A 21,889-nucleotide genomic window follows, 5' to 3' on the forward strand; every position below is an offset into this window, starting at 1 on the left:
TAAGGTCCGTTCGTTACTTTTCCATCAAGGTCCAGACATGAGTACCACCGTGATTCCGGGGAAGGCTTCACCGTTTAGCAGGAGAAATCTGATATTGGCAGCTAGCGTCATTGCCGGCGTCGCAGTGGCCGTGATGGCGCTTCGCTGGTGGAGCGTCGGACGGTTTATCGAAAGCACCGACGACGCCTATGTCCGCGCGGACGTGGTGACGGTGAGTTCGCGCGTGCCCGGCTATGTGACGAGCGTCGCTGTCGGTGACAATCAGCCGGTGCACCGAGGCGATATGCTCGCGCAAATCGACAGCGCCGACTATGCGGCTAAAGCCGCCCGGGCTCAGGCAAGCGTGGACGCTGCGCTCGCGACATTGCGCGCGGAACAGGCAAACGTTGCTACGCTCGATGCGCAAATCGCCCGTGAGAGCAGTCTGACGGCGGCCGCGCAGGCGGACGTCGCCGCAGCGCGAGCCGATGCGGCCCGTCGCAAGGCTGACGCCGAACGCTACCGGCAACTGGCGGCTGAACAGGCCTCAAGCGAGCAACGTTGGGAACAGGCGCATGCTCAGGCGCTCACGGCCGACGCTTTGCTTGCCAAGGCCGATGCGAGTGTCGAGGCGCAGCGCGGCGAGCAAGCCGTGCTGCTTAAGCGCAGGACGCAAGGCATGGCCGCGATTGCGCAGGCGCAAGCTCAAGTGGAGGTCGCGCGTGCAGCTTTGTCGCTCGCGCAGCTCGATCTCGAACACACGACGATTCGTGCGGCCAGCGATGGCGTAGTCGGTCAGCGCACCGTGCGCATGGGGCAGTATGTCGAGACAGGGCAGCCATTGCTCGCCGTGGTGCCGCTGCAGGACGTCTACGTGATCGCCAATTTCAAGGAAACCGAGGTGGCGGCGATGAGTGCCGGCCAGCCCGTTGAGATCGACGTCGATAGCTATGGCGGGCATACCTTGCACGGCCGTGTGATGAGCATTGCACCCGGTTCGGGTGCGCAGTTCGCGTTGCTGCCGCCCGATAACGCGACCGGCAATTTCACCAAGGTCGTGCAGCGCATTCCCGTCAAGATCGCAGTGGACGCCGGACAACGCGACGCAATCGCACTGCGGCCCGGTATGTCGGTCGTCGCGCGCGTTCATACCGGTACGCAAACTTCCGCGAGTCGCTCATGAGCGCCACCACCACGGCTCACGCGGCTCATGAGCCGGTATCGCTGCGCGCATGGGTTGCGGTGCTCGGCGGCGTGTTTGGCTGCTTCATGGCCGGCATGAACGTGCATGTCACCAATGCATCGCTGCCCGATATCCGTGGTTCGCTTGGCGCGAGTTTCGAAGAAGGTTCGTGGATTACCACGGCCTATCTGGTTGCGGAAATCATCATCATTCCATTGACCGGGTGGCTCGTGCAGGTGTTTTCGATCCGGCGCGTGATGCTGGTCGGCACGAGCGGGTTCCTGATCTTCTCGCTCGTGTGTTCCGTAGCGCCGACCATCGACGCCATGATCGTGGCCCGCGCTTTTCAGGGGGCGTTCGGGGGCGTGCTGATCCCGCTTTCGTTTCAACTGATCGTGACGAAGTTGCCGCCAGCGCGGCACCCGCTCGGCATGGCGCTGTTCGCGGTTGCCAACAATGTCGCGCAGGCGGCTGGGCCTTCCTTGGGCGGTTGGCTGACCGACATGTATTCGTGGCGCTGGATTTTCTATTTGCAGATTCCGCCCGCGCTCGCTTTGCTGGCGGCGATCGGTTGGGCGATCAAACCTGAACCGGTGCAGTTAGACAGGTTGCGTACTGCGGACTGGCTGGGCATCACGACGATGGCGATTGGACTCAGCGCGCTGCAGATCGTGCTTGAGGAGGGCGGGCGCAAGGACTGGTTCGGTTCGAGCTTCATCACGAACATGTTTCTGGTTGCGGTCATTGGCCTCACGGTTTTTGTGGTTGTGCAGCTTCGCCGCGACGAGCCGTTTATCAATCTTCGACTGCTGGGACGTTACAACTTTGGGATTGCGAGTCTGATGCAGTTTCTGTTTGGCGGCGTGGTGTTCGCGGTCGTGTTTCTGGTGCCAAACTATTTTGCGGAACTGCAGGGTTACAGTGCGCGCGATATCGGCGTCATGATGGTGCCGTACGGGCTTGTGCAGTTCGTCATGTCGTTTTTGACGCCGCCTCTGATGCGCCGTACGAGCGCTCGCACGACGATCATTGCCGGCTTTGTGCTGGTGGCGATCGGATGCCTGATGAATATTCATCTCGACGTGGATGCCTCAGCAAACGTGGTCGTGCCGTCGCTGATCGTGCGCGGAATCGGACAGTCGCTGGTGGTCGTCGCGCTGGGTGTGATGGCGGTGGACGGCATCGAGAAAAGCCAGCTCGGATCGGCCTCGGGTCTGTTCAGCATGGTGCGGAACCTGGGGGGTGCGATCGGTATTGCGATCGCCAGCCAGATCGTGGTCGAACGGGAGAAGCTGCATGCTGCGCGCATTGGCGAGGCGATTACGCCGTTCAACGGGGCGTTTCAGGAACGCATGATCGATATGGTGAGAGTGCTGACCGGCAGCCATGTTGGGCGGTTCGACGCGCTGGCTGCTTCGGGGCTCGCTGGCAGCCGCGAAGCGGCGCTTGGAATCGTGGATAAGGTGATTGGCCGTGAGGCTCTTTTGATGGCTTACAGCGACACCTTCCTTGTGGCCGGTATTGCGATGCTGGGGTGTACGTTCGCGGCATTTGCGTTGCGGGGGCGCGTGAAAGGCGGCTAGTGACGGCTGCAAAGCACCTTCAGGCCCGCGTGCCTTCAGCGCTGTGCAGCTCCCCAAACTCTTCCGCGGTTTCGTGGCATGATCTCCAGCACCTTCACACCACAGCTGGAGCATATGCCATGCCGACTTATATCGTCTTTACACGAGAAAGCACGCAGGATCAGGCCGAGCTCGATATATACATGAAAACGGTTTCCCCCACCTTCAAGGGGCATCCGGTCAAGATTCTGGCCGCCTACGGGCCGCAGCAGGTGCTCGAGGGCGATGCGCCCGAGGGCGTGGTGCTGGTCGAGTTTCCGTCCACGGAAGCCGCACGCGCCTGGTACGACAGCCCCGAGTATCAGGAAGTCGTGAAGCATCGTTTCAAGGGGGCGACCTACCGCGCTGTGCTCGTCGAAGGCCTGTGACGAACGCGGGTGACGAGCGGGCATGCGCGTTGCATTGCAGCGCCGGCTCGTCATCCCGCCTGCCCACGCAGCACCGCTTTAATTCGACAAATGCAGGTTCTTCGACAGCACCGTACCCGTCTGCGGGCTGATCAGCCAGACGGCTCGAACCTCGGTGTATAGAACCGACGTTCGGGTCGTGATGTCGGTGGGCTCGTCGTCGGTGGGATCGCTGTGTTCGCGTCGCTCGTTCAGGTAAGGCGGCGTCAGGTCGCACATCAGCGCAATCGCGAAGTCGCCGTCTACTTTGGCGAAGGCATCTGGCGAGAGCGAGAGGTGCGCACGCACCTTGGTCTTGCTGGATTCGCCGGCCTTGAGTTCAACCAGATCGATTTGCTGAACGTATCCCTTTACCTTCGCTTCAGCGGCCACCACCAGGCCGCGGCCACTTGGCCCGGTAATGCTCTTCTTGAGCAGGATCACGCCGGGTGCGTCCTCGTCCGCCAGGTCTGCGTCGATCCTTAGCGAATGGGTTTGCGAACGGTACAGGACGCCATAGGATACGGGTACGACGAAAACCAGTTGACGGTCGAGGCCGACCTTTGCCAGGTCGAGATCGCGCGGCATCTGGCGTGCGGGAATCAGGTCGCGCAGACGCTCGGTTAAGGTAGGCGATTTGGTATGGATGCGTCCCGTTGCCAACGTGTCTCTGACGGCGCCGGGATCGTCGCCGACGACCGGCCGCGCCGCCAGCAGTTGCGCGGCTGCCGAGCTTACTGCCTGGCTCGCAGCGCTGGCAGCAGCGGGCGGCCCTTGCAAAGAGGCCGCGTGCGCCGCCATCTGAATGCAGATCAGGGCGCAAGCAGCGCTCAAGCGAATCAGTCTGGATTTCAGGTTGGACACGATTAAGCCCTCCGGGACGACCGCAGTCTAGCGCAACGGCATACAGGATGGGTTGAGTCGTGTGGGCGGTTACTTCACTGCCCCCAAAGCGAGGCCCTTGACCAGATAGCGCTGCAACCATGCAAACACCACGGAAACCGGTAAGGTGGCGCACAAGGTCGCTGCCATCACCAGATGCCATTCGACCACGTATTTCCCGGCCACCATATCTGTGACCTGCACGGTGAGGGTCTTGTTTTCCGGCGAACGAATCAGCGTATAAACCACCGCAAACTCATTCCACGCGTTGATAAATGTGAAGATTGCAGTGACGACAATCGCGGGGACGGCCAACGGCAGAAACACCTTGAATACCGCTTTGGCGCGGCCACATCCTTCGAGCCAGGCGGACTCTTCGAGATCGCGCGGCACGGTTTGAAAGTAAGACGACAGCATCCACACGGCGAACGCAATATTGAACGCCGCGTACGAGACGATGACCGCGAGCTTCGAGTCCACCAGGTTGCCGTCGCCGTAGGGAATCATTGCGGCGAGACGGAACAGCCCCACGACCAGCAGGATCGGCGAGAGCATCTGCGTGACGAGCAGGAACTGCCGGTACACACCGCGCCCCTTGAACGGAAAGCGCGCGAGCGCGTAGGCGGCAGGCAGGCTGACCGCCAGCGCGAGCGCCATGGAAAGCAAACTGATCACCACGCTGTTGCGCAAGGCCACGCCGAAGTTGGCTGCCTCCCACATGTCGGCGAAGTTGCTCCATTGCCAGTGCACCGGCAGCCAGCGCGCCGGATAAACGAAAACCTCGTTTGCCGGTTTGAGCGCGGTGAACAGCATGATCGCAAACGGGAACAGCACCAGCACGATCAGCGGAGACAGCGCGAGCCAGCACCACAGGGTGCGTTTCATCTTGGGGCTCATGCGTTTTCTCCTTCTTTCGACGGCTGCATGCGCAGATACAGCATCGAAAACACGAACAACATCACCAGCATGATCAGCGACACCGCCGCCGCCTGGCCCGGGCGGCCAAGCCGGAAGCCGACTTCGTACAGATAGGTGACGAGAATGTGCGTGCTTTCATCCGGGCCGCCTTGCGTCATGACCCAGATGATCGGAAACGAGTTGAACACGTAGATCACATTCAGCAGGATCGCCATGTTGACGAAAGGCTTGAGCAGCGGCAGCGTCAGCTTGCGAAACTGCTGCCATGCGCTCGCGCCGTCGATGCGCGCCGCTTCGTAGATGTCGCCCGGCACGGACGATAAGCCGCCCAGCAGAATGGTTACCGTAAAGGGAATCGACACCAGAATCCCCACTGCAATTTCCACTGGAAACGCGAGTTCCGGCGTCGCCAGCCAATGAATCGGCCCATTGATGAGGCCGAGCCGGTGCAGCGTGACGTTGACCATGCCGTAGTCGTCATTGAAGGCCCAGCGCCACACCACGGCGGTCATCGTCAGCGACACGGACCACGGCAGCATTACGATGGTGCGCGCCACGCCGCGTCCATAGAAGTCCTGATTGAGCACGAGCGCAACCGGCACAGAGATCAGCACGGTGCCGCCCACCACAAAAAACGTCCAGTAGATCGTGCGCCTTAGCGCGCCGAGAAACTCCGGATCTGCGAAGACGGTGTAGAAATTCTTCAGACCCGTAAAGTCGCGAATCGCGCCGAAGCGCGAGACATCGTGCAGCGACTGATACACGATGTTGAAAATCGGATAGCTGATGATAAACAGCGCCAATATCAAACTCGGCGCAATCAGCAACCAGGGCGCCGAAAGGCGCAGGGAAGCAGGACGGCTCATGCGTGCTCGATCGTAAGTCGCGCTTGCGCCTCGATTCGGCTTCAATTCAGCCTATCGAGACCGGCGCGACGGGATGGGCCGGGTACAACACGGTGCGCGCCGTCTGACAGCAGCGGCGCGCACCGGTCTACATTGACACGCTACTACCTCAACTCAGAATGGATTGAGCATTATTTGCCAAGCGATTCGTTCGCCTTCTCGGCTGCTGCGTTGAGCGCTGCCGCTGGTTGAGCCTTGCCGAGGTAGATCGACTGCATGGCGTCCGACACGGCCTTGGCCGTATCTTCCCAACCCGTGATGGTCGGGGCGAACTTCGCGCTAGGCAGCAACGCGATAAACGCCTTCGTGTCAGGATTGTTGAACGCCGGGTCGGTCGCTTCGGCCTTGGTGGTCGGCAAGAAGCCTTCCGTGCTGGTGAACTGCACGCGCGGTTCCTTCGTGAACAGATAGTCGAGGAACTTCCAGGCGCTCTTCTTCACCTTCGAGTTCTTGAACATCACGATCGAGTCCGTGACCGCATATGTGGCGTTCTTCGTGCCCATCGGGATCGGATCGATGCCGTACTTGAGGTTCGGCGCTTCTTTCGCGATCTGCTTGGAGAGGAACGGCGCCGAGATCACCATCGCGACGCGGCCTTGCTTGAAGAGGTTCTGCACGTCTTCGCGGCTGTAGCCGGTTACGCCCGGTTCCGTCAGGCCTTCGTCGATCATCGTCTTGTACAGCGTGGCAGCCTTCACACCCGCCGGCGAGTTGAACGCGGCCTTGCCGTCCTTGCCCACCACGTCGCCGCCGTAGCTCCACAATGCGTAGTAAAAGTAGACGTCTGTTTCGATTTCCTTGCCTTGCAGACCGAAGCCGGCAATGCCTTGTGCCTTCAGCTTCTTCGACGCATCGATCACGTCATTCCACGTCTTCGGGCCGTTCGGATAGCCAACCTTCGCCAGTAGATCCTTGTTGTAGTACAGCGCGCGGGCGGAGGCGGCGATTGGCAGGCCATAGACCTTGCCGTTGATCTCGCCCGGTGCGAGGAACGGGCCGATAAAGCGGCTCTTGAAACTGGCGTCCATGTAGCCGTCGAGCGGTTCAGCCACGTCGTCCTTGACGAAATCGAGCAGCCAGCGGGTGCCGACAATCGCCAGGTCGGCGTTGGCGCCGCCCGTAATGTCCGTTTGCAGCTTCTGTTGCAGCGTGTCCCAGCTCACATCCTCGATCTTGATCGTCGTGCCGGGGTTGGTCTTTTCGAATTCCTGGGCCACTTTCTCGAAGTACGGTGCGGTCGCGTCGCTGTAATGGGCGACGGTAACGCGGACCGTGTCGGCGTGCGCCGCGACGGCCATACCTGCAAACGCAAGCGCCACGGCAATCTTGCCGAGCGCGAAGGAAGCACGGGCTTGCAACGGCATTTCTCTCTCCTATGTCGATCGGAGTTGGCGCTTTAGCGCTTACTCCGGTCCCATCCAATGATGGTGGGGGGTGGTCTGCTGCCGTCGCCGGCCGCTGGGTTGTTAAATTGTTTGAAAAAATCCTACATGACGAAAAAAAGCTTGTCACGTAGGGACTACGATATTTTTTATCTGGGCCGTTTTTGCCTAAGATGTTGTAAAGAAGGCGTATTTTGTGCGGTGCAGGGGCGGGTTGTGCGAGCGCTGCGGTGCTCAGGATATGCCGAATAAATGCAGTGTGTTGGAAATTTACAAGGTGCGGAGGCTGTGCAGGGCTGCCTGAGAGGGCGTGGCTGGGCGTGATCGGGCGTCCCGGCGCCGGCAAGCAAAGTGTGAGGATAGAGATGAAGCGAGTGGTTTTGGTCACAGGCGCCTGTGGCGGGATCGGTAGCGCACTGTGCCGGCGGTTTGTCGAACAGGGCGAGGCCGTGCTGGCGCTCGACATCGACGCGGCGGCGCTCGACGAGCTCACCGCCGCGCTGGGCGCCGAGCATGTCACGCCGGTCGTCGCCGACCTGGCGGACGCGGCGGCGGTGCAGCAAGCCGTGGCAGAGGCGGTCAAGCTGCGCGGGCCGGTCGACGTGCTGGTCGCCAACGCAGGCGCGGCCAAGGGCTTGACGCTGGCGACGACCGACGCATCCAGTTGGCAGCGTGACGTCCACCTCAACCTGAACGGCACGTATCACACGGTGGAGGCGGTGCGCGCGTCGATGATCGAGCGGCAACAGGGCGTGCTGGTGCTGATCGGTTCGGTCAACGGCATGGCCGCGCTCGGGCATCCGGCCTACAGTGCGGCAAAGGCTGGTCTGATTAGTTATACGAAAGCACTGGCGCTGGAGTTGGGGCGCTATGGCATCCGCGCGAACATCGTGTGTCCGGGCACGGTCAAGACCCAGGCCTGGCAGGCGCGGGTCGACAAAAACCCGCAGGTCTTCGAAGACCTCAAGAAATGGTATCCGCTGCGCGACTTTGCCACGCCCGACGACATTGCCGACGCCGTGCAGTTTCTCGCCTCGCCGATGGCGCGCGTGATCACCGGCGTGGCACTGCCGGTCGACGGCGGCCTGATGGCCGGCAACCGGTTGATGGCCGAAGAACTGACGCTCGAGACGCTTTGATTCAGTGAACGTGGCGCGACCGCCTGACGGTTGCGCCGGACGACGATGAGGACAGCATGGCAGCAGTGCAACTGAGCGGCATTTTCAAGCGTTATGGCGATACCCAGGTGGTGCATGGCATCGACCTGGATATCGACGATGGCGAATTCGTCGTGCTGGTGGGGCCGTCGGGTTGCGGCAAGAGCACCTTGATGCGCATGGTGGCGGGTCTCGAAGAGATCAGCGGCGGCGATCTGATGATCGGCGGTACGCGCGCCAATGCGCTCGCGCCACAGCAGCGCAACATCTCGATGGTGTTCCAGAGCTACGCGCTGTATCCGCACCTGTCGGTCTACGAGAACATCGCGTTCGGGCCACGTATTCGTAAGGAAGCGTCGACGAGTTTCAAACCGCGCATCGAGGCCGCAGCGAAGATGCTCAACCTCAGCAGCTATCTGGACCGTTTGCCGCGCGCGCTGTCCGGCGGCCAGCGCCAGCGGGTGGCGATGGGCCGCGCGGTGGTGCGCGAGCCGTCGCTGTTTCTGTTCGACGAACCCTTGTCGAATCTCGATGCGAAGCTGCGCGTGCAGATGCGCACCGAGATCAAGGCGCTCCATCAACGTCTGAAGAATACGGTGATCTACGTCACGCACGATCAGATCGAAGCGATGACGATGGCGGACCGGATCGTCGTGATGAACGCGGGCCGTATCGAGCAGATCGGCCGGCCTTTGGATTTCTACGATCGCCCGGCCAATCTGTTTGTCGCCAGCTTTCTCGGCTCGCCTTCCATGAATTTCGCCGAAGGCGTGCTGATAGGCGGTGCGGCGGGTCTTGCCCTGAAACTCGTTGACGGCAGCGAGGTGACCTTGCAGCAGACCTCTGTGCCGGCGTCCGTGCAGCCCGGCGCCAAGATCACGCTCGGCGTGCGGCCTGAGCACGTCGAAATTCCGGCTGAGGCTGCGGGCGTTTCCATGGAAGTCGAAGTAGTCGAGCCGACTGGCGCCGAGACCCACTTGTACGGGAAAATAGGCGGCAGCACGTGGTGTGTCACGACCCGCCAGCGTTCGTCGATCGAACCCGGTCAGCGCGTGGCATTGCGCCTGCCGGCTGAGCATATTCATCTGTTCGATACGGAGAGTGGACGCAGGTTAGCCTGACCGCGTGTGGTTGCCGTAGTCGCACCTATTTAGCTAGACGCGGATTCCAGACCTTGAACCCATAAGGAACACACGGGTGTCCGCTCCGAACCTGATTCCCCACATACGCGGTGCGTTGACCGAACTCCGCCCAGCCGAGCGCAAGGTTGGCGAGATGGTGCTGAGCGACGTCGACTTTGCCATGCGCGCGAGCATCACCGAGCTGGCTCAGCGCGCGGAAGTCTCCGAGCCTTCCGTGACGCGCTTTTGTCGCGCTGTGGGTGCGAATGGTCTGCGCGACTTCAAGATGCAGTTGGCGCAGAGCGTGGCTGGGGGCTTGCCGTATGCGTCGACTGCCGTTGCGCGCGACGACGACGTCCAGACCTTGCTCGACAAAGTCGGCGAAGCGGTTGTCGAAGGCATCACGCATGCACGCGGGGCGCTTGATCCGGTGGTGGTGGAGACGGCGATTGCCGCGTTGGCGAGCGCGCGCCGAGTCTATGTGTTCGGTGTGGGCTCCGGCTCGGGACTGGTCGCGCAAGATGCGGCGCTGCGCTTTCTGCGCCTCGATATCGCCGCTAGCGCATTTACCGATGGTCACCTGCAGCGGCTTTACGCCGGCTTGCTGGAGCCCGGCGACGTGGCGTTTGCCATCTCGCACTCGGGGCGCAGTGTCGAAGTCAACGAAAGCATCCAGATTGCGAAGGAGCGCGGCGCCACCACCATTGCGCTGACCAACGCCGGGTCGCGGCTGGCGTGGCTCGCGGATATTCCGCTGCTGCTGCGCGTGCCGAGCCCGATCGATCCGAATACGCCCGGCGTGTCGCGGCTCGTGCATCTGTGCATCGTCGATGCGCTGGCGATCGGCGTGGCGCTCAAGCTCGGGCCGAAGACGCTCGAGAAGATGCGGCATGCGAAGTCGCGCTTGTCGCATGAACCGGAGCCGGCAGCGGGGGAGTCTTCGTCCTAACGGTGCGTGCGGCCATCGCTGCATGACGCTGGGCCACAAGGGCCGTTCCCGCTGCGCGCCTCAACTTGTCACAGCGCTTTCTGCAACGCCTGCTTCACGCAGGAAATGTGTGAGCGTCTCTTCGATCACCGAGCGGTCCAGGCCCTGCACGATAAACACAAGCCGCGTCGAGTGATCGTCATCGGGCCATTGCTCGAGTTTGAGCGGCTCGTGCAGCAACTGCTGCACGCCATGGAACACCACCGGCCGTGACTCGCCGATAAAGTGCCCAATACCCTTCACCCGCAAAATTTGTTCGCCGTGGTAACCGAGCAGCACTGTCAGCGCGGTTTCGAGTGCTTGCATTGGCAGAGGTTGGGCGTAGCTCAGGCAAAAGCTGTCGATGTCCGGATGTGTGGCGCGGCTTGCCGCTGCGCCGCGCATTGGGGTCATCAGCTTGCGTGGTGTCGCGGGTTCGGCGCGCAGCCACGGCCGCAAGTCGCGCGGCGTCAGGATGTCGAGCAAGTGCGTGGCATCGATTTCTCCATTGCGTACCGCTATCCGTGGTGCGGCTGGGTTCAGCGCTTCCAGCGACGCTTCGAGTTCAGCCAGCGCCGACGCCTCGACCAACTCGACCTTGGTCAGCAAGATCCGGTCCGCGACGGCCGCCTGCTGGCGTGACTCTTCATGACGAACGAGCTGTGCCGCGCCATGTTTCGCATCCACGGTCGTGACGATGCCGTCGAGGCGCACCCGTCCTTCGAGCGCCGCGTCACCGAGCAGCAGCGAAATCACCGGGCCGGGTCGCGCGAGGCCGGTCGTTTCGATCAGCAGTCGCTCGAAGGCGGGAATCTCGCCACGCGCGCGACGCTCGAACAGATCGGCGACGGTTGCCGCCAGTTCGTCGCGCACGCCGCAGCACAGGCAGCCGTTTTCCAGCAAGGCGATGGTCTCGTCACGCGAAGTCTTGACGAACAGATGGTCGAGGCCGATCGCGCCCAGTTCGTTGATGATCACCGCGCATTGTCCGAGTGCTGGTTGGGGCAAAAGACGGTTGAGCAGCGTGGTCTTGCCCGAACCGAGGAAGCCGGTCAGGAGAGTGAGCGGAATCGCTGTGGATTGCGTTGGGGCAGTCATTCCGGTCATGGGCGTCGCATTGTTGGCTGGCACTCAGATGACCTGCAGGTCTTTGCCGACGATGATTTCCCCAGCGAAATGCTGACGGGCGTCGGCGGCCCACATCTCGTCCGTGATTGCGGGGTCGCCGCCCGGCACGAAGTGGCTCAATACCAGCGTCTTCACACCTGCCGCTGCGGCGATCTTGCCGACCTGTTCAGTGCTGGTGTGGCTCTTGACGAGGTGATCAAGCAGGGTCGGCGCATTGTCGACGGTCTTCATCAGCTTTTGCAGCGCGGGCAGGTACATCACTTCGTGAACCAGCACGTCGGCGCCTTTGGCGAACTCGGCAAGCGGCGGGTAGTAGGTGGTGTCGCCGGAGAACACGACGGTGCGATCGCGCGTCTCGAAGCGGTAGGCGAAGGCTGGCTTGATCGTGTAGTGATCGACGAGCATCGAGGTGACCTTGACGCGCTCGTCTTCCATCACGAGACGCGGGCCGTCGAACTCGTGAATGTTGATCAGCGGCCGCAACGGTGGACGGCCTTCCTCGCGCATGCGGACTTCGAGGTCGATCTCGTTCATGTCGACGAAATCGTCGATCATTCGCGTGATGCGCGGCGGTCCATACAGGTTGACTGGCGTGTGCAGTCCGGTCGCCCAGGCGAGGAACACGAGGTTGCCGAGGTCGGCGTTGTGGTCCGAATGATGGTGCGTGAGGAAGATGTCGCGCAGGCCAGGCAGCTTGATGCCGGCTTTGGTGAGTTGTAGCGCGACGCCGTTGCCGCAATCGACCACGTAGGGCTGGCCGTCGACGACCAGCACGTTCGATGGTGCCGCGCGCAGATCCGACGGAGTGGGGCCGCCTTTGGTGCCGAGCAGGATTAGCTGGGTGCCTTTAGCCGGGTGGGGTGTGGCGAGCTGACTGGCGGCCTGGCCGGTGGCCGTGGCGGCAGCGGGGTTGGCGGCATTCACAGGCGTGGCGGGCGCATTGGCGCCTGCCGGCGTCTGGGCCTGGGCGTCCTTCAGCCACGGCAGGGCGGCCGTGCTGCCGGCCGTGACGGCAATGCGCATGAAATCGCGGCGGGAACGTCCAAACGGTTGATCGCTCATGGCGGGTTCCTGATGTTTTATTTGCTGCCCTTGGTCCGCAGGACTCAGGCTGGTCAATTGGGAAAAATTCTTCCCGCATAGTAGCAAGCCTGGCTGCGCTCGCTGTCGGCATTTGCTCGATTCAGGCAGGGTTGCAGCTCGCTGACCTCGTGGCCCGGCCAGTCGGAATGAGCGTCGTTCGCCCGGGGCAGGAGAACCGCGCATTCGAGGTGCTGAAACGGAAGTTTTATTGCAGCGGGGGCGTGAACGTCTAGGGGAAGGCTATGAGGACTGGGGGTTGAAGATTTTCCCGTCGCCAGAAAGCGAAAAGCCCCGGTGAGACTCACCGAGGCTGTGACGCCGACCGGGAGCTCCCAGTCCACTTGGACTCTATTATCGGGGGCACGGGCGTTGCTGACGAGGATTTTATACGAGGTATCCGAAGCGGCGCGACAACCTCTGGGTTGCCGCGCCCAAGGTCTGCGCCGGCTCGCCTGTCACGGCATTGTCGAAGCTGCCGCTCGGCCCCATCACCGCGAGCACGAGGCAGATGCTGCCGGTATGGTCCAACACCGGCGCAGCCAAGGTGTCGATACCCGGCACGGGCCAGCTCAATGCCGTGTCGATGCCGTCCGCGCGGATTCGCGCCAACCGTTGTGCGTAGTGCGGGTCCAAAGGCGGGATGGTGCCGGGTGCGCTCGTCGCTTCAACCAGCGGCATCTCGCCATTACCCGCCAGACGCAAATGATCCTGCGCCAGCAACCCGTGACGCACATCGTCCTCCACATACGCCGAAAACACGCGCCCGATAGCGGTATTGACCAGCGACATCACCGTTCCCACCCGCAAGCTCACATGCAGCGGCCGCGCGGATTCCTCCAGACGCACGACGGTGGGTCCGAGCGGCCCAAGCACTGCCATGGCGACGCTCATGCCAGTCGACGCGGCCAGTTCGACGATCTCCGGTTCCGCCTCGCGCGTCGGCGATAAGCGTTGCAGGCCGATCAGGCCCAGTTCGAGCGCCAACGGTCCCGCCGAGAAACAACCCGCGGCATCGCGGCTCAGCAGGCCGATTTTCAGCAGACTGACCAGATGCGCAAACGCCTTCGCCGGTGGTATACCCGCCGCGGCGGCCAGATCGCGCAAGGTTAGCGGCCGGCCCGCCGCGACCAGCGCGGCAAGCAGTTCACCCGTGCTGTCGAGCGACTGGATGCCGCGCTGTTGCTTGGCTTCGGCCCCGGCGGGCGAGGAAGAGGAGGGGAGCGGATCGTTCACGGCTATCAAGGGGCGAGGCTGGGTGAGGCGGCCGCAAGTTCGGCACTGATGTCCTGTGCGGTGGCCAGGAGGGCACGCGCGGTAGGTCCGTTCCACTTCACGTCGATCGAGCCCGTCGAGCCAATGACGGTCAGGGCGAGGCAGAGCGCGCCCGACGCATCGAGGACTGGTGCGCTCAAGCTGCTGATTCCCGGACTCGGCGTATCGACACCGCGTTCCAGACCACGCTCACGAATCGCCGCCAAGGTTGCTTCGAACGCCTCTTTCCCGTCGGATTCGACCACGCTCTGTCCGTGCTGGCCGGACTGATTCGTCCAGATGGCTCGCAATGTATCCTCGGGCAGATAAGCGCAGAATACACGCCCTGTCGAGGTGGCTGGCAACGACATCACCGTGCCCACATGCAGATTGACGTGCAGCGGAAAGCCGCCATGCTCATACCGGACGATCGTCGGGCCTTGCGGCCCGGCAATACAGATCGCCACACTAAAGCCAACCGCTTCGGCGAGCGCGGCGACGCGCGGCACCGCAGCGCGAAACGCCGGCTGGTGCTCGAGATGCAGCAGGCCGAGCCGTAGCGAGAGCGGCCCTGGCTCATAACGGCTCGTCAGTTCGTCGCGCTTGATGAGGCCGAGCCGCGTCAGGCTTACCAGGTAGGTGTGTGCCTGACCGGGCGTAAGCGCCGCGCTGGCAGCCAGGTCCGACAACGCAAGCGGGCTGCGGGCCTGCGCCAGCGCGTGCAGCAACCTGCCGCCCACCTCGACGCTCTGAATGCCGCGCTGCGGTTTGCTGCCTTCGGATGCGGCCGCGCCGGAGCGTAATTCATCCCCAGCTTCATTGCCGTTCCTTGTGCCTGCGCTGTTCTTGCCGCTATTGCCGTCATCGCGCCTGGCGACTGGTTTGACTGCTCTCGTCACACCCGCACTCGTTCCGAAAAAGGGTCCATATTAAACGAAGCCTGGTGCATCCCGGCCCTCGTTCGCTGCTGCTTCAGTGTGCACATAGAATTTGCATATAGCAACAAAATTCGCTATTGACAAATAATTCTTGCCGGCCATAAGATGCACTCACCCCGATACACCGGCGCAGTCACAGAGTCAAAAACGGGGCGAGACACCCCCTGCAATACTTGCCCGCCTGCGCGCCTCGTTCCGCACGGCGCTCGCGCTGGCCGTCTCGCCTCACATCCACCTTTTGAGGGAGACACAGCATGGCCAAAGCATTCGCATCCCAAGCCGATCTGGAAGAAAAGCAAGTCACGTGGACGCAACTGTCCGAGAACGCCTATGCCTATACGACCGAAGGCGATCCGAATTCGGGCGTGATCATCGGCGACGACGGCGTGCTGATCGTCGACACCACCGCCACGCCCGCCATGGCCAAGGATCTGATCGCGAGGATCCGCAGCGTGACCGACAAGCCCATCAAATACGTCGTGCTGTCGCACTACCATGCGGTGCGCGTGCTCGGTGCGTCGGCGTATTTTGCTGAAGGCGCGCAGCAGGTGATCGCGAGCCGCGGCACCTACGAGATGATCGTCGAGCGCGGCGAGCAGGACATGAAGTCGGAAATCGAACGCTTTCCGCGCCTGTTCGCCGGTGTCGAAACCGTGCCGGGGCTGACCTGGCCGACGCTCGTGTTCGAGCGTGAAATCACCTTGTTCCTCGGCAAGCTCGAAGTGCGCATCGCGCATCTGGGCGCCGGACACACGAAGGGCGACACGATCGTCTGGCTGCCGTCGCAGAAGGTGCTGTTTTCCGGCGACCTCGTCGAATACGACGCCGCCTGTTATTGCGGCGACGCCCAGCTTACAGAGTGGCCTGCCACGCTCGAAGCGCTGCGCGCGCTCAACGCCGAAAAACTGGTGCCGGGCCGCGGTCCCGCGCTCACCACGCCTGAAGACGTCAACAAGGGTCTCGATTACACGAAAGACTTTGTCACCACGCTGCTCCAGCAAGGCCGCGAAGCCGTCGCGCAGAAGCTCGACCTGAAGGCTGCGATGGCACACACGCGTCGTGCGATGGATCCGAAGTTCGGTCATGTCTTCATCTACGAACATTGCTTGCCGTTCGACGTCTCGCGTGCTTTTGACGAGGCGAGCGGCATCACCCATCCGCGCATCTGGACCGCGCAGCGTGACAAGGAAATGTGGGACGCGCTGCAGGCCTGATAAGAAAACGCAGCGCGCAGAGATGGACGGAGACACAAAATGAGCATCAACTACCAGGCGCTGTCGTTCGAGTATCAGCCGTGCCGAGAGCAGCAAGACGGCGTACAGACGGCGGCGTATCCGGTCGTCGTGGTCGGGGCTGGGCCGGTCGGCCTCGCGACGGCGATCGATATCGCGCAGCAAGGCGTGCCGGTCGTGCTGGTCGACGACGATTGTTCGCTGTCGACCGGCTCGCGAGCGATCTGCTTTTCGAAGCGCTCGCTCGATATCTTCGACCGGCTCGGCTGCGGCCAGCGGATGGTGGACAAGGGCATCAGCTGGAACGTCGGCAAGGTGTTCCTGAAAGACGAACTGGTGTACACCTTCAATCTGCTGCCCGAGTCCGGTCACCATCGTCCTGCGTTCATCAATCTTCAGCAGTACTATGTTGAAGGCTATCTGCTGGAACGCGCTCGCGAACTGCCGAACCTCGAAATTCGCTGGAAGAGCAAGGTGGTGGGCGTCCAGCAGGAAGGGGCCGCCGGCACGGAGGGCGCGAGCGTCACGCTGACGGTCGAAACGCCCGACGGGCGGTATGCGCTTTGCGGCCGCTATGTGGTGGCTGCCGACGGTTCGCGCAGTCCGCTGCGCAACCTGATGGGGCTCGACAGTCACGGCCGTACGTTCAAGGATCGTTTCCTGATCGCGGACGTCAAGATGGAAGCGGATTTCCCCACCGAGCGGTGGTTCTGGTTCGATCCGCCGTTTCATCCGAATCAGTCGGTGTTGCTGCATCGTCAGCCGGACAACGTCTGGCGTATCGATTTCCAGCTAGGCTGGGATGCCGACCCGGTCCTCGAGAAAACCCCGGAGCGAGTGATTCCCCGCGTGCAGGCCCTGCTTGGACCAGATGCGAAATTCGAGCTGGAGTGGGTCAGCGTGTACACGTTCTCGTGCCTGCGGATGGACCGATTTCGCCACGGCAACGTGCTGTTCGCCGGCGATTCGGCGCATGGCGTCTCGCCGTTCGGTGCGCGCGGCGCGAATAGCGGGGTGCAGGATGCCGAGAATCTCGCCTGGAAGCTGGCGATGGTGCTAGCGGGCCGCGCGTCGGACACCTTGCTCGACACCTATGCGAGTGAGCGAGAATACGCCGCTGACGAAAACATTCGCAATTCCACCCGCTCCACCGATTTCATCACGCCTAAAAGCGCCGTCAGCCGGGTGTTCCGCGATGCCGTGCTGAAGCTCGCGCGCGACCATGCTTTCGCGCGGCAACTGGTGAATAGCGGGCGCCTGTCGGTACCGGCGGTGTTGCGCGACTCGCCGCTGAATACGGTGGACAGCGAGAGCTTTGCTGGGCAGATGGTGCCCGGTGCATCGTGCTGCGATGCGCCGGTTCGCGTCGCGGGACAACCAGGATGGTTGCTGGAGCATGTGGGGCAACGTTTCACGGGTGTGCTGTTCTGCGGCGCGGATGGCATCGACGCGGCGACGCGCGAAGCGCTCCAGGCTTTGCAGCGCGGACCGGTTCCTCTGATGCTGGTGCTGGTTTCAATTGAGGATGCCGAAGCGAACCGGGTGGCACTGGAAGATGTGCTATCGAATGTCAAGCTTTTGCAGGACAGCGAAGGCCTCGTGCGCGCTCGCTACGATGCGACGCCTGGCACCTTCTATCTGATTCGCCCGGATCAGCACGTCTGTGCCCGCTGGCGCACACCCGATGCGGGCAAGGTCGAGCATGCCCTGAAGCGCGCATTGTGCGTGTCCGGCACCGCGTGAGCGCAACGACTGGAGACAACCATGACCCTCAACACCCAACCCAACCTTGCCCGTCCCGACGACTTCTACGAAGCGTTGATCGACATGCACCGCGATTTCGACGATGCGCAAAGCCAATCCGCCAATGCTCAATTGATTCTGTTGCTGGCGAACCATATCGGCGATCACGCCATCTTGCTCGAAGCCATGCAGCATGCGCGCGCCGGTGCCGCGGAGCCCAAGGCGTGACATCGGGTACAGTGGCGCATCCCGCGCGCTGCGCCGGGCACGCGCCGGTCGCTATCTTTAACTCAGACGCATCACGTCGCTGACGAGCGTCGTCCGGATTGCCCACGTGCTCGCGCCGCAGCATGCCCGAGAAACGAAGCCTAACTTTGCGATGACGCGTATTCCTCTCTTCCCGGTGTTGCATGACGGCCCGCCTGACGTCCATGTATGGCGGGTCGATATCCGCTTCGACACGTCGCTCGAAAGCGACACTTTCACCGCCCTCTCGAGCGACGAGCGCACACAAGCACGGGTATTTCGCCGCAGCGAAGACGCGCTTCGCTTCGCCACCGTGCGGGCCGCCTTGCGCGAGCAACTGGCGAGCGCGCTCGGCACCGCGCCGCACATGCTGCGGCTGACCCGCGATGCGATGAAACGCCCCTGCCTCGCCGAAGCAACATCCATTGATTTCAACGTCTCGCACTCCGGCGCTCATGGGCTAATTGCGTTGTCTACTCGCCGCCGGGTTGGGGTGGATATCGAGCAGCGCAATCCACAACTCGACTGGCGCGCGCTCGCCTCGCTGACCCTGGCCGACAGCGAAACCGTCGCCCTTGAGCAGTTGCATCCAGAGGAATGTATCGAGCGCTTCTACGACGCCTGGGTCGCCAAGGAGGCCTTGCTCAAGACAACTGGCGTCGGCGTGGTGCTTGGGCTGCCGCGCTTGACGGTCCTGCCGCGCGACGGTGTTCGCGTTGCGTTGCGCGACACGGTGCCGGACGAGGCGCATGACCTTGCGGCGAGCTGGCTCGCCGCGCCTGCGGGCTATGCCGCCTGCGCGGCGTGGTCGATGACGGCCGGTAACCTCAGCTGAATCCCGCCGGGCGGTAGGGATATCGCCAAATCGTATTGAGAACTATTCGCGTTTAAGTTAGATTACAGCCTCTCAATGGATTGACGGAGGCGAATCGATGGCTGACGCACTTGCAGGTCAAGGCCTGCCGCTGGACCTGCGCCGGCCAAACCAGGCGGTGCACGTGCCGCGTAGCGAAGCTCGCGCAGTGCCGCGCTGCGGCCCCCGTGCGGCAGGCGGATGCGGTGGCGCCTTGCTCGACGTGTTGATCGAACATCGCCACATGCTGGTTACTTTGGCTGGGTCATTCGTCGGTTGCGGCAGCCAGGCGGAGGATGTCGTCCACGACGTGTTCGTGAAGCTCGCCGCCTTTCCCAATCAGGATGCGATCCGTCAACCGGTGGCATACGTCACGCGGATGGTGCGCAACGCTTCGATCGATGCGTGCCATCGTCAGACGTTTGAAAGTGCCTGGCATGCTGGTGAAGAAGACTGCTTCGATATGGCGTCGTCCGAGCCGGGGCCGGAAGCGGCGCTCGCGACCCGCGAAGCACTGCGCGGACTGCGTGCATGCGGGGCAGCCGGGTCTGCGCTGCGCCAAGACCTCCGCACGTGGCAAGAAAGCCCGCGCGACCAACTTGAACTAAGCGAGCGCGCGGCGCTTGCCGCTGCGGGCGACGGTCCGCGCATGGGTCCGCGTCGCCCATGATTCAATCGAGGCATGTGCGCCTTGCGCGGCTATGATGGCAAGGTTTGCAGCACGCCTGCTGCGTCCTTGCCTGATTCAAGCCCGTGCCACGTTCGCCCATATTCGCAGAATTGATTCGCTGGAAACGTCCGCGCGCCGATGCGCTGCACGAGACACCAACCGACGCCCCGAACCGGATTGAGACGCTGCTGCTAGCGGTGGCGCTTTCCTTGGGCAGCGCGATTGCTCTGGGGCTCGCACGCTTTGCTTACGCGCTGTTGTTGCCTGCGATGAAGCTCGATCTGGGCTGGAGCTTCGCCCAGGCGGGCGCGATGAATACGGCCAATGCCTTGGGCTACCTGCTGGGCGCACTGGCTTTCCCGCGCCTGTCGCGACGCGTGTCTTCGGCGGCGCTGTTCGTTGCAGGATGTGTCGCGACGGCGCTCCTGATGGCGGTGAGCGGGTTGTTGATCGACACCCACGCCTTGCTGAGCTTACGCGTGATCACCGGCGCGAGCAGCGCGTTGATTTTCATCAGCGGCGGCGTGCTGGCGGCGCGGCTCGCGTCGGCACGGCCGCGCGATGCCGGGCTGCTGCTCGGCTTGTATTACGGCGGCACGGGCTGGGGCATCGTCGCTTCGGCGATCCTCGTGCCGCTCACGATCGCCCACGCGCTCCATGGCTGGCAGCTTGCGTGGTTTGCGCTCGCGTCCGCCTGCCTCGCTTTCGCGCTGGTGGCGAGCGGCGCCGCACGCCGGATCGAACGGGACCACATGGCGGTTCCGAAGGGCGCGGCAGCCCAATCGGCTCACGACGAGGCGTTGCACTGGCCGCGCTTCAGTCTCGCGTTGGCGGGGTACGGACTGTTCGGCGTTGGGTATATCGGCTACATGACGTTTATCGTCGCGCTGCTGCGCAATGCCGGGATGAGCGCCGCGATCGTCACCAGCTTCTATATTCTGCTCGGCGCGGCGACCATCGTCTCGGCGCGCTTGTGGTCCGGCTTGCTCGACCGGATGCGCGGCGGCCAGGCGCTCGCGGTGCTCAATGGTCTGCTCGGCCTCGCGACGCTCCTGCCGGCGCTGGCCACTCATCCCTTTACCGCGTTCGTTTCAGGCGCGTTATTTGGTGCGACGTTTTTATCCGCGGTTGCCTCCACGACCGCGTTCGTACGGCACAACCTGCCGGCTACGCATTGGGCCAAAGGCATCAGTGCGTTCACGATCGTGTTCGCGTTTGGGCAGATTGTCGGCCCGTTGGCGATTGGCTGGATCTCGGATGGGGCGGGCTTGGCGCGTGGGTTGGTTTACTCGGCCTTATTGCTGATCGCCGGTGCTGTGCTGGCGGCGTGTCAGAAGCCGGTCGGTGGACCGTGAAGATGGATTGCGCGGGTTGGTGCAGGGTGTTCGGGTGACGTGTACAGCCGGGGCGTGACGCTTTTTATCGTGCCCCGGGCTTGGTGTTTGCCTCGCCCGGGGTCATACGAGCAGTGGCCGCTAGTGTTTCGGAGCGACTGGAGTGGAACCGCTCGTTGAGCCAGTCAGTCCGCCGAGCAGGCTCGTCAATGGCGAGAGCAACGACGATGCGCCGCTGATGCCACTGCTGCCGCCAGCGCCGCTAAGCGTGCCGGTCAGCGAGCTGACCAGGGTGGTGAGCGGTGCAACAGGGCTGGACGTCGACGGGGCCGCCAGGCTGGTGAACGACCCACCGTGTGAGCCGCCACCCAGTGCGCCAGTCAATCCGCCTAGCAAGGTGGTGAGCGGAGCGACCGGACTGCTGCTGCCGCTGCTGCCCTGTGAGCCGCCCGAGACCGGCGCGAGTTTCAGGCCGCCGAGCAATGCGGTGACCGGTGCCAGCGGGTTGCCGGCGCCGTAACTGCCCGTTCCGACGGAGCTGCCGGAGTGGCCACTTGGCGTGCCGTTGCCGACACCGTTGCCGTTCCCGCTGCCGCTGTTGTTGCCAAGCGTGATCGGCACAATTGGCACGCTGATCGCGCCGACGTTGACCACCAGGTCGACGATGGGATTGAGCAGGCCGCTGGTGATCTGGTTGCCGCTGCCGTTGCCGGAACCGGAGCCGCCCGAGGGGCCGGTGCCGCCGGAAGGACCGGTGCCGCCGGAGCCACCGGAGCCACCGGACCCACCGGACCCACCGGACCCACCGCCGGGCCAACCACCAGAGCCGCCTGAACCCCCGCCGGGCCAGCCGCCTGAGCCACCTGAGCCACCTGAGCCACCTGAGCCACCTGAGCCACCTGAGCCACC

General features: G+C 63.0%; 20 protein-coding genes and 1 pseudogene. 12 read left to right on the forward strand and 9 right to left on the reverse strand.

Translation table 11 applies throughout. The annotated features are described in order from the left end of the window. The first annotated feature begins 94 nt into the window (after positions 1-94). From BLQ92_RS35220 to BLQ92_RS35230, 3 genes are all read left to right on the forward strand, one after another. On the forward strand, positions 95-1,162 hold the full coding sequence (locus tag BLQ92_RS35220) for an HlyD family secretion protein (protein ID WP_244106328.1): 1,068 nt from the start codon (positions 95-97) through the stop codon (positions 1,160-1,162). After that, positions 1,159-2,745 carry a DHA2 family efflux MFS transporter permease subunit gene (locus tag BLQ92_RS35225; protein WP_090694375.1) on the forward strand — a complete coding sequence of 529 codons (1,587 nt, stop codon included), beginning with the start codon at positions 1,159-1,161 and terminating at the stop codon, positions 2,743-2,745. Before BLQ92_RS35220 ends, BLQ92_RS35225 begins: the two co-directional genes overlap by 4 nt. A 119-nt stretch (positions 2,746-2,864) precedes the next feature. Next, positions 2,865-3,152 (forward strand): DUF1330 domain-containing protein, encoded by a 288-nt coding sequence (locus BLQ92_RS35230; protein WP_090694379.1) that lies wholly within the window; start codon positions 2,865-2,867, stop codon positions 3,150-3,152. Between the two features lie 78 nt (positions 3,153-3,230). Here BLQ92_RS35230 and BLQ92_RS35235 read toward each other — a convergent pair whose 3' ends face one another. The 4 genes from BLQ92_RS35235 to BLQ92_RS35250 all read right to left on the reverse strand — a co-directional run bounded on the left by BLQ92_RS35235 (position 3,231) and on the right by BLQ92_RS35250 (position 7,239). After that, positions 3,231-4,034, reverse strand: a complete 804-nt coding sequence (locus BLQ92_RS35235; protein ID WP_090694382.1) for a hypothetical protein — start codon at positions 4,032-4,034, stop codon at positions 3,231-3,233. Positions 4,035-4,103: 69 nt separating this feature from the next. Further along, complete coding sequence (locus tag BLQ92_RS35240) at positions 4,104-4,949, reverse strand: carbohydrate ABC transporter permease (RefSeq protein WP_090694386.1); 846 nt, start codon at positions 4,947-4,949, stop codon at positions 4,104-4,106. After that, positions 4,946-5,836, reverse strand: a complete 891-nt coding sequence (locus tag BLQ92_RS35245) for a carbohydrate ABC transporter permease (protein WP_090694391.1) — start codon at positions 5,834-5,836, stop codon at positions 4,946-4,948. The genes BLQ92_RS35240 and BLQ92_RS35245 overlap by 4 nt, the downstream gene beginning before the upstream one ends. A 170-nt stretch (positions 5,837-6,006) precedes the next feature. Further along, a complete protein-coding gene (locus BLQ92_RS35250) occupies positions 6,007-7,239 on the reverse strand; it encodes an ABC transporter substrate-binding protein (protein WP_090694395.1) in 1,233 nt (410 codons plus the stop codon). 383 nt (positions 7,240-7,622) lie between these two features. Between BLQ92_RS35250 and BLQ92_RS35255 the strand changes: the two genes are divergently transcribed. The 3 genes from BLQ92_RS35255 to BLQ92_RS35265 all read left to right on the forward strand — a co-directional run bounded on the left by BLQ92_RS35255 (position 7,623) and on the right by BLQ92_RS35265 (position 10,484). Then, positions 7,623-8,396, forward strand: a complete 774-nt coding sequence (locus BLQ92_RS35255; protein WP_090694399.1) for an SDR family oxidoreductase — start codon at positions 7,623-7,625, stop codon at positions 8,394-8,396. Between the two features lie 56 nt (positions 8,397-8,452). Then, positions 8,453-9,535: an ABC transporter ATP-binding protein gene (locus BLQ92_RS35260; RefSeq protein ID WP_090694402.1), complete on the forward strand. Its 1,083-nt coding sequence runs from the start codon at positions 8,453-8,455 to the stop codon at positions 9,533-9,535. Positions 9,536-9,611: 76 nt separating this feature from the next. Continuing rightward, positions 9,612-10,484 (forward strand): MurR/RpiR family transcriptional regulator, encoded by an 873-nt coding sequence (locus BLQ92_RS35265; protein ID WP_090694406.1) that lies wholly within the window; start codon positions 9,612-9,614, stop codon positions 10,482-10,484. A gap of 60 nt (positions 10,485-10,544) precedes the next feature. On the opposite strand, the gene BLQ92_RS35270 is transcribed toward BLQ92_RS35265, so the two are convergent. The 4 genes from BLQ92_RS35270 to BLQ92_RS35290 form a co-directional block, all read right to left on the reverse strand. After that, positions 10,545-11,609, reverse strand: coding sequence for a CobW family GTP-binding protein (locus BLQ92_RS35270; protein WP_090694410.1), 1,065 nt, complete (start codon positions 11,607-11,609; stop codon positions 10,545-10,547). Positions 11,610-11,633: 24 nt separating this feature from the next. Continuing rightward, positions 11,634-12,692: an MBL fold metallo-hydrolase gene (locus tag BLQ92_RS35275; RefSeq protein WP_090694414.1), complete on the reverse strand. Its 1,059-nt coding sequence runs from the start codon at positions 12,690-12,692 to the stop codon at positions 11,634-11,636. Between the two features lie 405 nt (positions 12,693-13,097). Next, entirely contained in the window at positions 13,098-13,946 is an 849-nt protein-coding gene (locus tag BLQ92_RS35285) for an IclR family transcriptional regulator (protein WP_090694417.1), read from the reverse strand. 5 nt (positions 13,947-13,951) lie between these two features. Further along, the gene (locus tag BLQ92_RS35290) at positions 13,952-14,863 is read right to left on the reverse strand and encodes an IclR family transcriptional regulator (protein WP_090694421.1); all 912 of its coding nucleotides are present in this window, start codon (positions 14,861-14,863) and stop codon (positions 13,952-13,954) included. 293 nt (positions 14,864-15,156) lie between these two features. Here BLQ92_RS35290 and BLQ92_RS35295 point away from each other — a divergent pair, with 293 nt between their 5' ends. The 6 genes from BLQ92_RS35295 to BLQ92_RS35320 all read left to right on the forward strand — a co-directional run bounded on the left by BLQ92_RS35295 (position 15,157) and on the right by BLQ92_RS35320 (position 21,001). After that, positions 15,157-16,116, forward strand: a complete 960-nt coding sequence (locus BLQ92_RS35295; RefSeq protein WP_090694424.1) for an MBL fold metallo-hydrolase — start codon at positions 15,157-15,159, stop codon at positions 16,114-16,116. Between the two features lie 39 nt (positions 16,117-16,155). Continuing rightward, positions 16,156-17,877, forward strand: coding sequence for an FAD-dependent oxidoreductase (locus BLQ92_RS35300; RefSeq protein ID WP_090694428.1), 1,722 nt, complete (start codon positions 16,156-16,158; stop codon positions 17,875-17,877). A 21-nt stretch (positions 17,878-17,898) separates the two neighbouring features. Further along, a complete protein-coding gene (locus BLQ92_RS35305) occupies positions 17,899-18,105 on the forward strand; it encodes a DUF2783 domain-containing protein (RefSeq protein WP_090694432.1) in 207 nt (68 codons plus the stop codon). Between the two features lie 151 nt (positions 18,106-18,256). After that, positions 18,257-18,958 (forward strand): 4'-phosphopantetheinyl transferase family protein, encoded by a 702-nt coding sequence (locus BLQ92_RS35310; RefSeq protein ID WP_090694436.1) that lies wholly within the window; start codon positions 18,257-18,259, stop codon positions 18,956-18,958. A gap of 97 nt (positions 18,959-19,055) precedes the next feature. Then, positions 19,056-19,646: a sigma factor gene (locus BLQ92_RS35315; protein ID WP_090694439.1), complete on the forward strand. Its 591-nt coding sequence runs from the start codon at positions 19,056-19,058 to the stop codon at positions 19,644-19,646. Between the two features lie 143 nt (positions 19,647-19,789). Further along, entirely contained in the window at positions 19,790-21,001 is a 1,212-nt protein-coding gene (locus BLQ92_RS35320; RefSeq protein ID WP_090694462.1) for a YbfB/YjiJ family MFS transporter, read from the forward strand. Positions 21,002-21,121: 120 nt separating this feature from the next. Here BLQ92_RS35320 and BLQ92_RS40325 read toward each other — a convergent pair. Continuing rightward, positions 21,122-21,889: pseudogene (locus tag BLQ92_RS40325) on the reverse strand (hypothetical protein); the annotation flags it as partial.

Source organism: Paraburkholderia phenazinium, assembly GCF_900100735.1.
In the GTDB taxonomy this organism is placed as follows: domain Bacteria; phylum Pseudomonadota; class Gammaproteobacteria; order Burkholderiales; family Burkholderiaceae; genus Paraburkholderia; species Paraburkholderia phenazinia.

Excerpts from the sequence above, each read along its gene's own strand:
- BLQ92_RS35225 (WP_090694375.1), top strand. The coding sequence starts at position 1,159 with ATGAGCGCCACCACCACGGCTCACGCGGCTCATGAGCCGGTATCGCTG.
- BLQ92_RS35230 (WP_090694379.1), top strand. The coding sequence starts at position 2,865 with ATGCCGACTTATATCGTCTTTACACGAGAAAGCACGCAGGATCAGGCC.
- BLQ92_RS35240 (WP_090694386.1), bottom strand. The coding sequence starts at position 4,949 with ATGAGCCCCAAGATGAAACGCACCCTGTGGTGCTGGCTCGCGCTGTCT.
- BLQ92_RS35245 (WP_090694391.1), bottom strand. The coding sequence starts at position 5,836 with ATGAGCCGTCCTGCTTCCCTGCGCCTTTCGGCGCCCTGGTTGCTGATT.
- BLQ92_RS35250 (WP_090694395.1), bottom strand. The coding sequence starts at position 7,239 with ATGCCGTTGCAAGCCCGTGCTTCCTTCGCGCTCGGCAAGATTGCCGTG.
- BLQ92_RS35255 (WP_090694399.1), top strand. The coding sequence starts at position 7,623 with ATGAAGCGAGTGGTTTTGGTCACAGGCGCCTGTGGCGGGATCGGTAGC.
- BLQ92_RS35260 (WP_090694402.1), top strand. The coding sequence starts at position 8,453 with ATGGCAGCAGTGCAACTGAGCGGCATTTTCAAGCGTTATGGCGATACC.
- BLQ92_RS35270 (WP_090694410.1), bottom strand. The coding sequence starts at position 11,609 with ATGACCGGAATGACTGCCCCAACGCAATCCACAGCGATTCCGCTCACT.
- BLQ92_RS35275 (WP_090694414.1), bottom strand. The coding sequence starts at position 12,692 with ATGAGCGATCAACCGTTTGGACGTTCCCGCCGCGATTTCATGCGCATT.
- BLQ92_RS35295 (WP_090694424.1), top strand. The coding sequence starts at position 15,157 with ATGGCCAAAGCATTCGCATCCCAAGCCGATCTGGAAGAAAAGCAAGTC.
- BLQ92_RS35300 (WP_090694428.1), top strand. The coding sequence starts at position 16,156 with ATGAGCATCAACTACCAGGCGCTGTCGTTCGAGTATCAGCCGTGCCGA.
- BLQ92_RS35305 (WP_090694432.1), top strand. The coding sequence starts at position 17,899 with ATGACCCTCAACACCCAACCCAACCTTGCCCGTCCCGACGACTTCTAC.
- BLQ92_RS35310 (WP_090694436.1), top strand. The coding sequence starts at position 18,257 with ATGACGCGTATTCCTCTCTTCCCGGTGTTGCATGACGGCCCGCCTGAC.
- BLQ92_RS35315 (WP_090694439.1), top strand. The coding sequence starts at position 19,056 with ATGGCTGACGCACTTGCAGGTCAAGGCCTGCCGCTGGACCTGCGCCGG.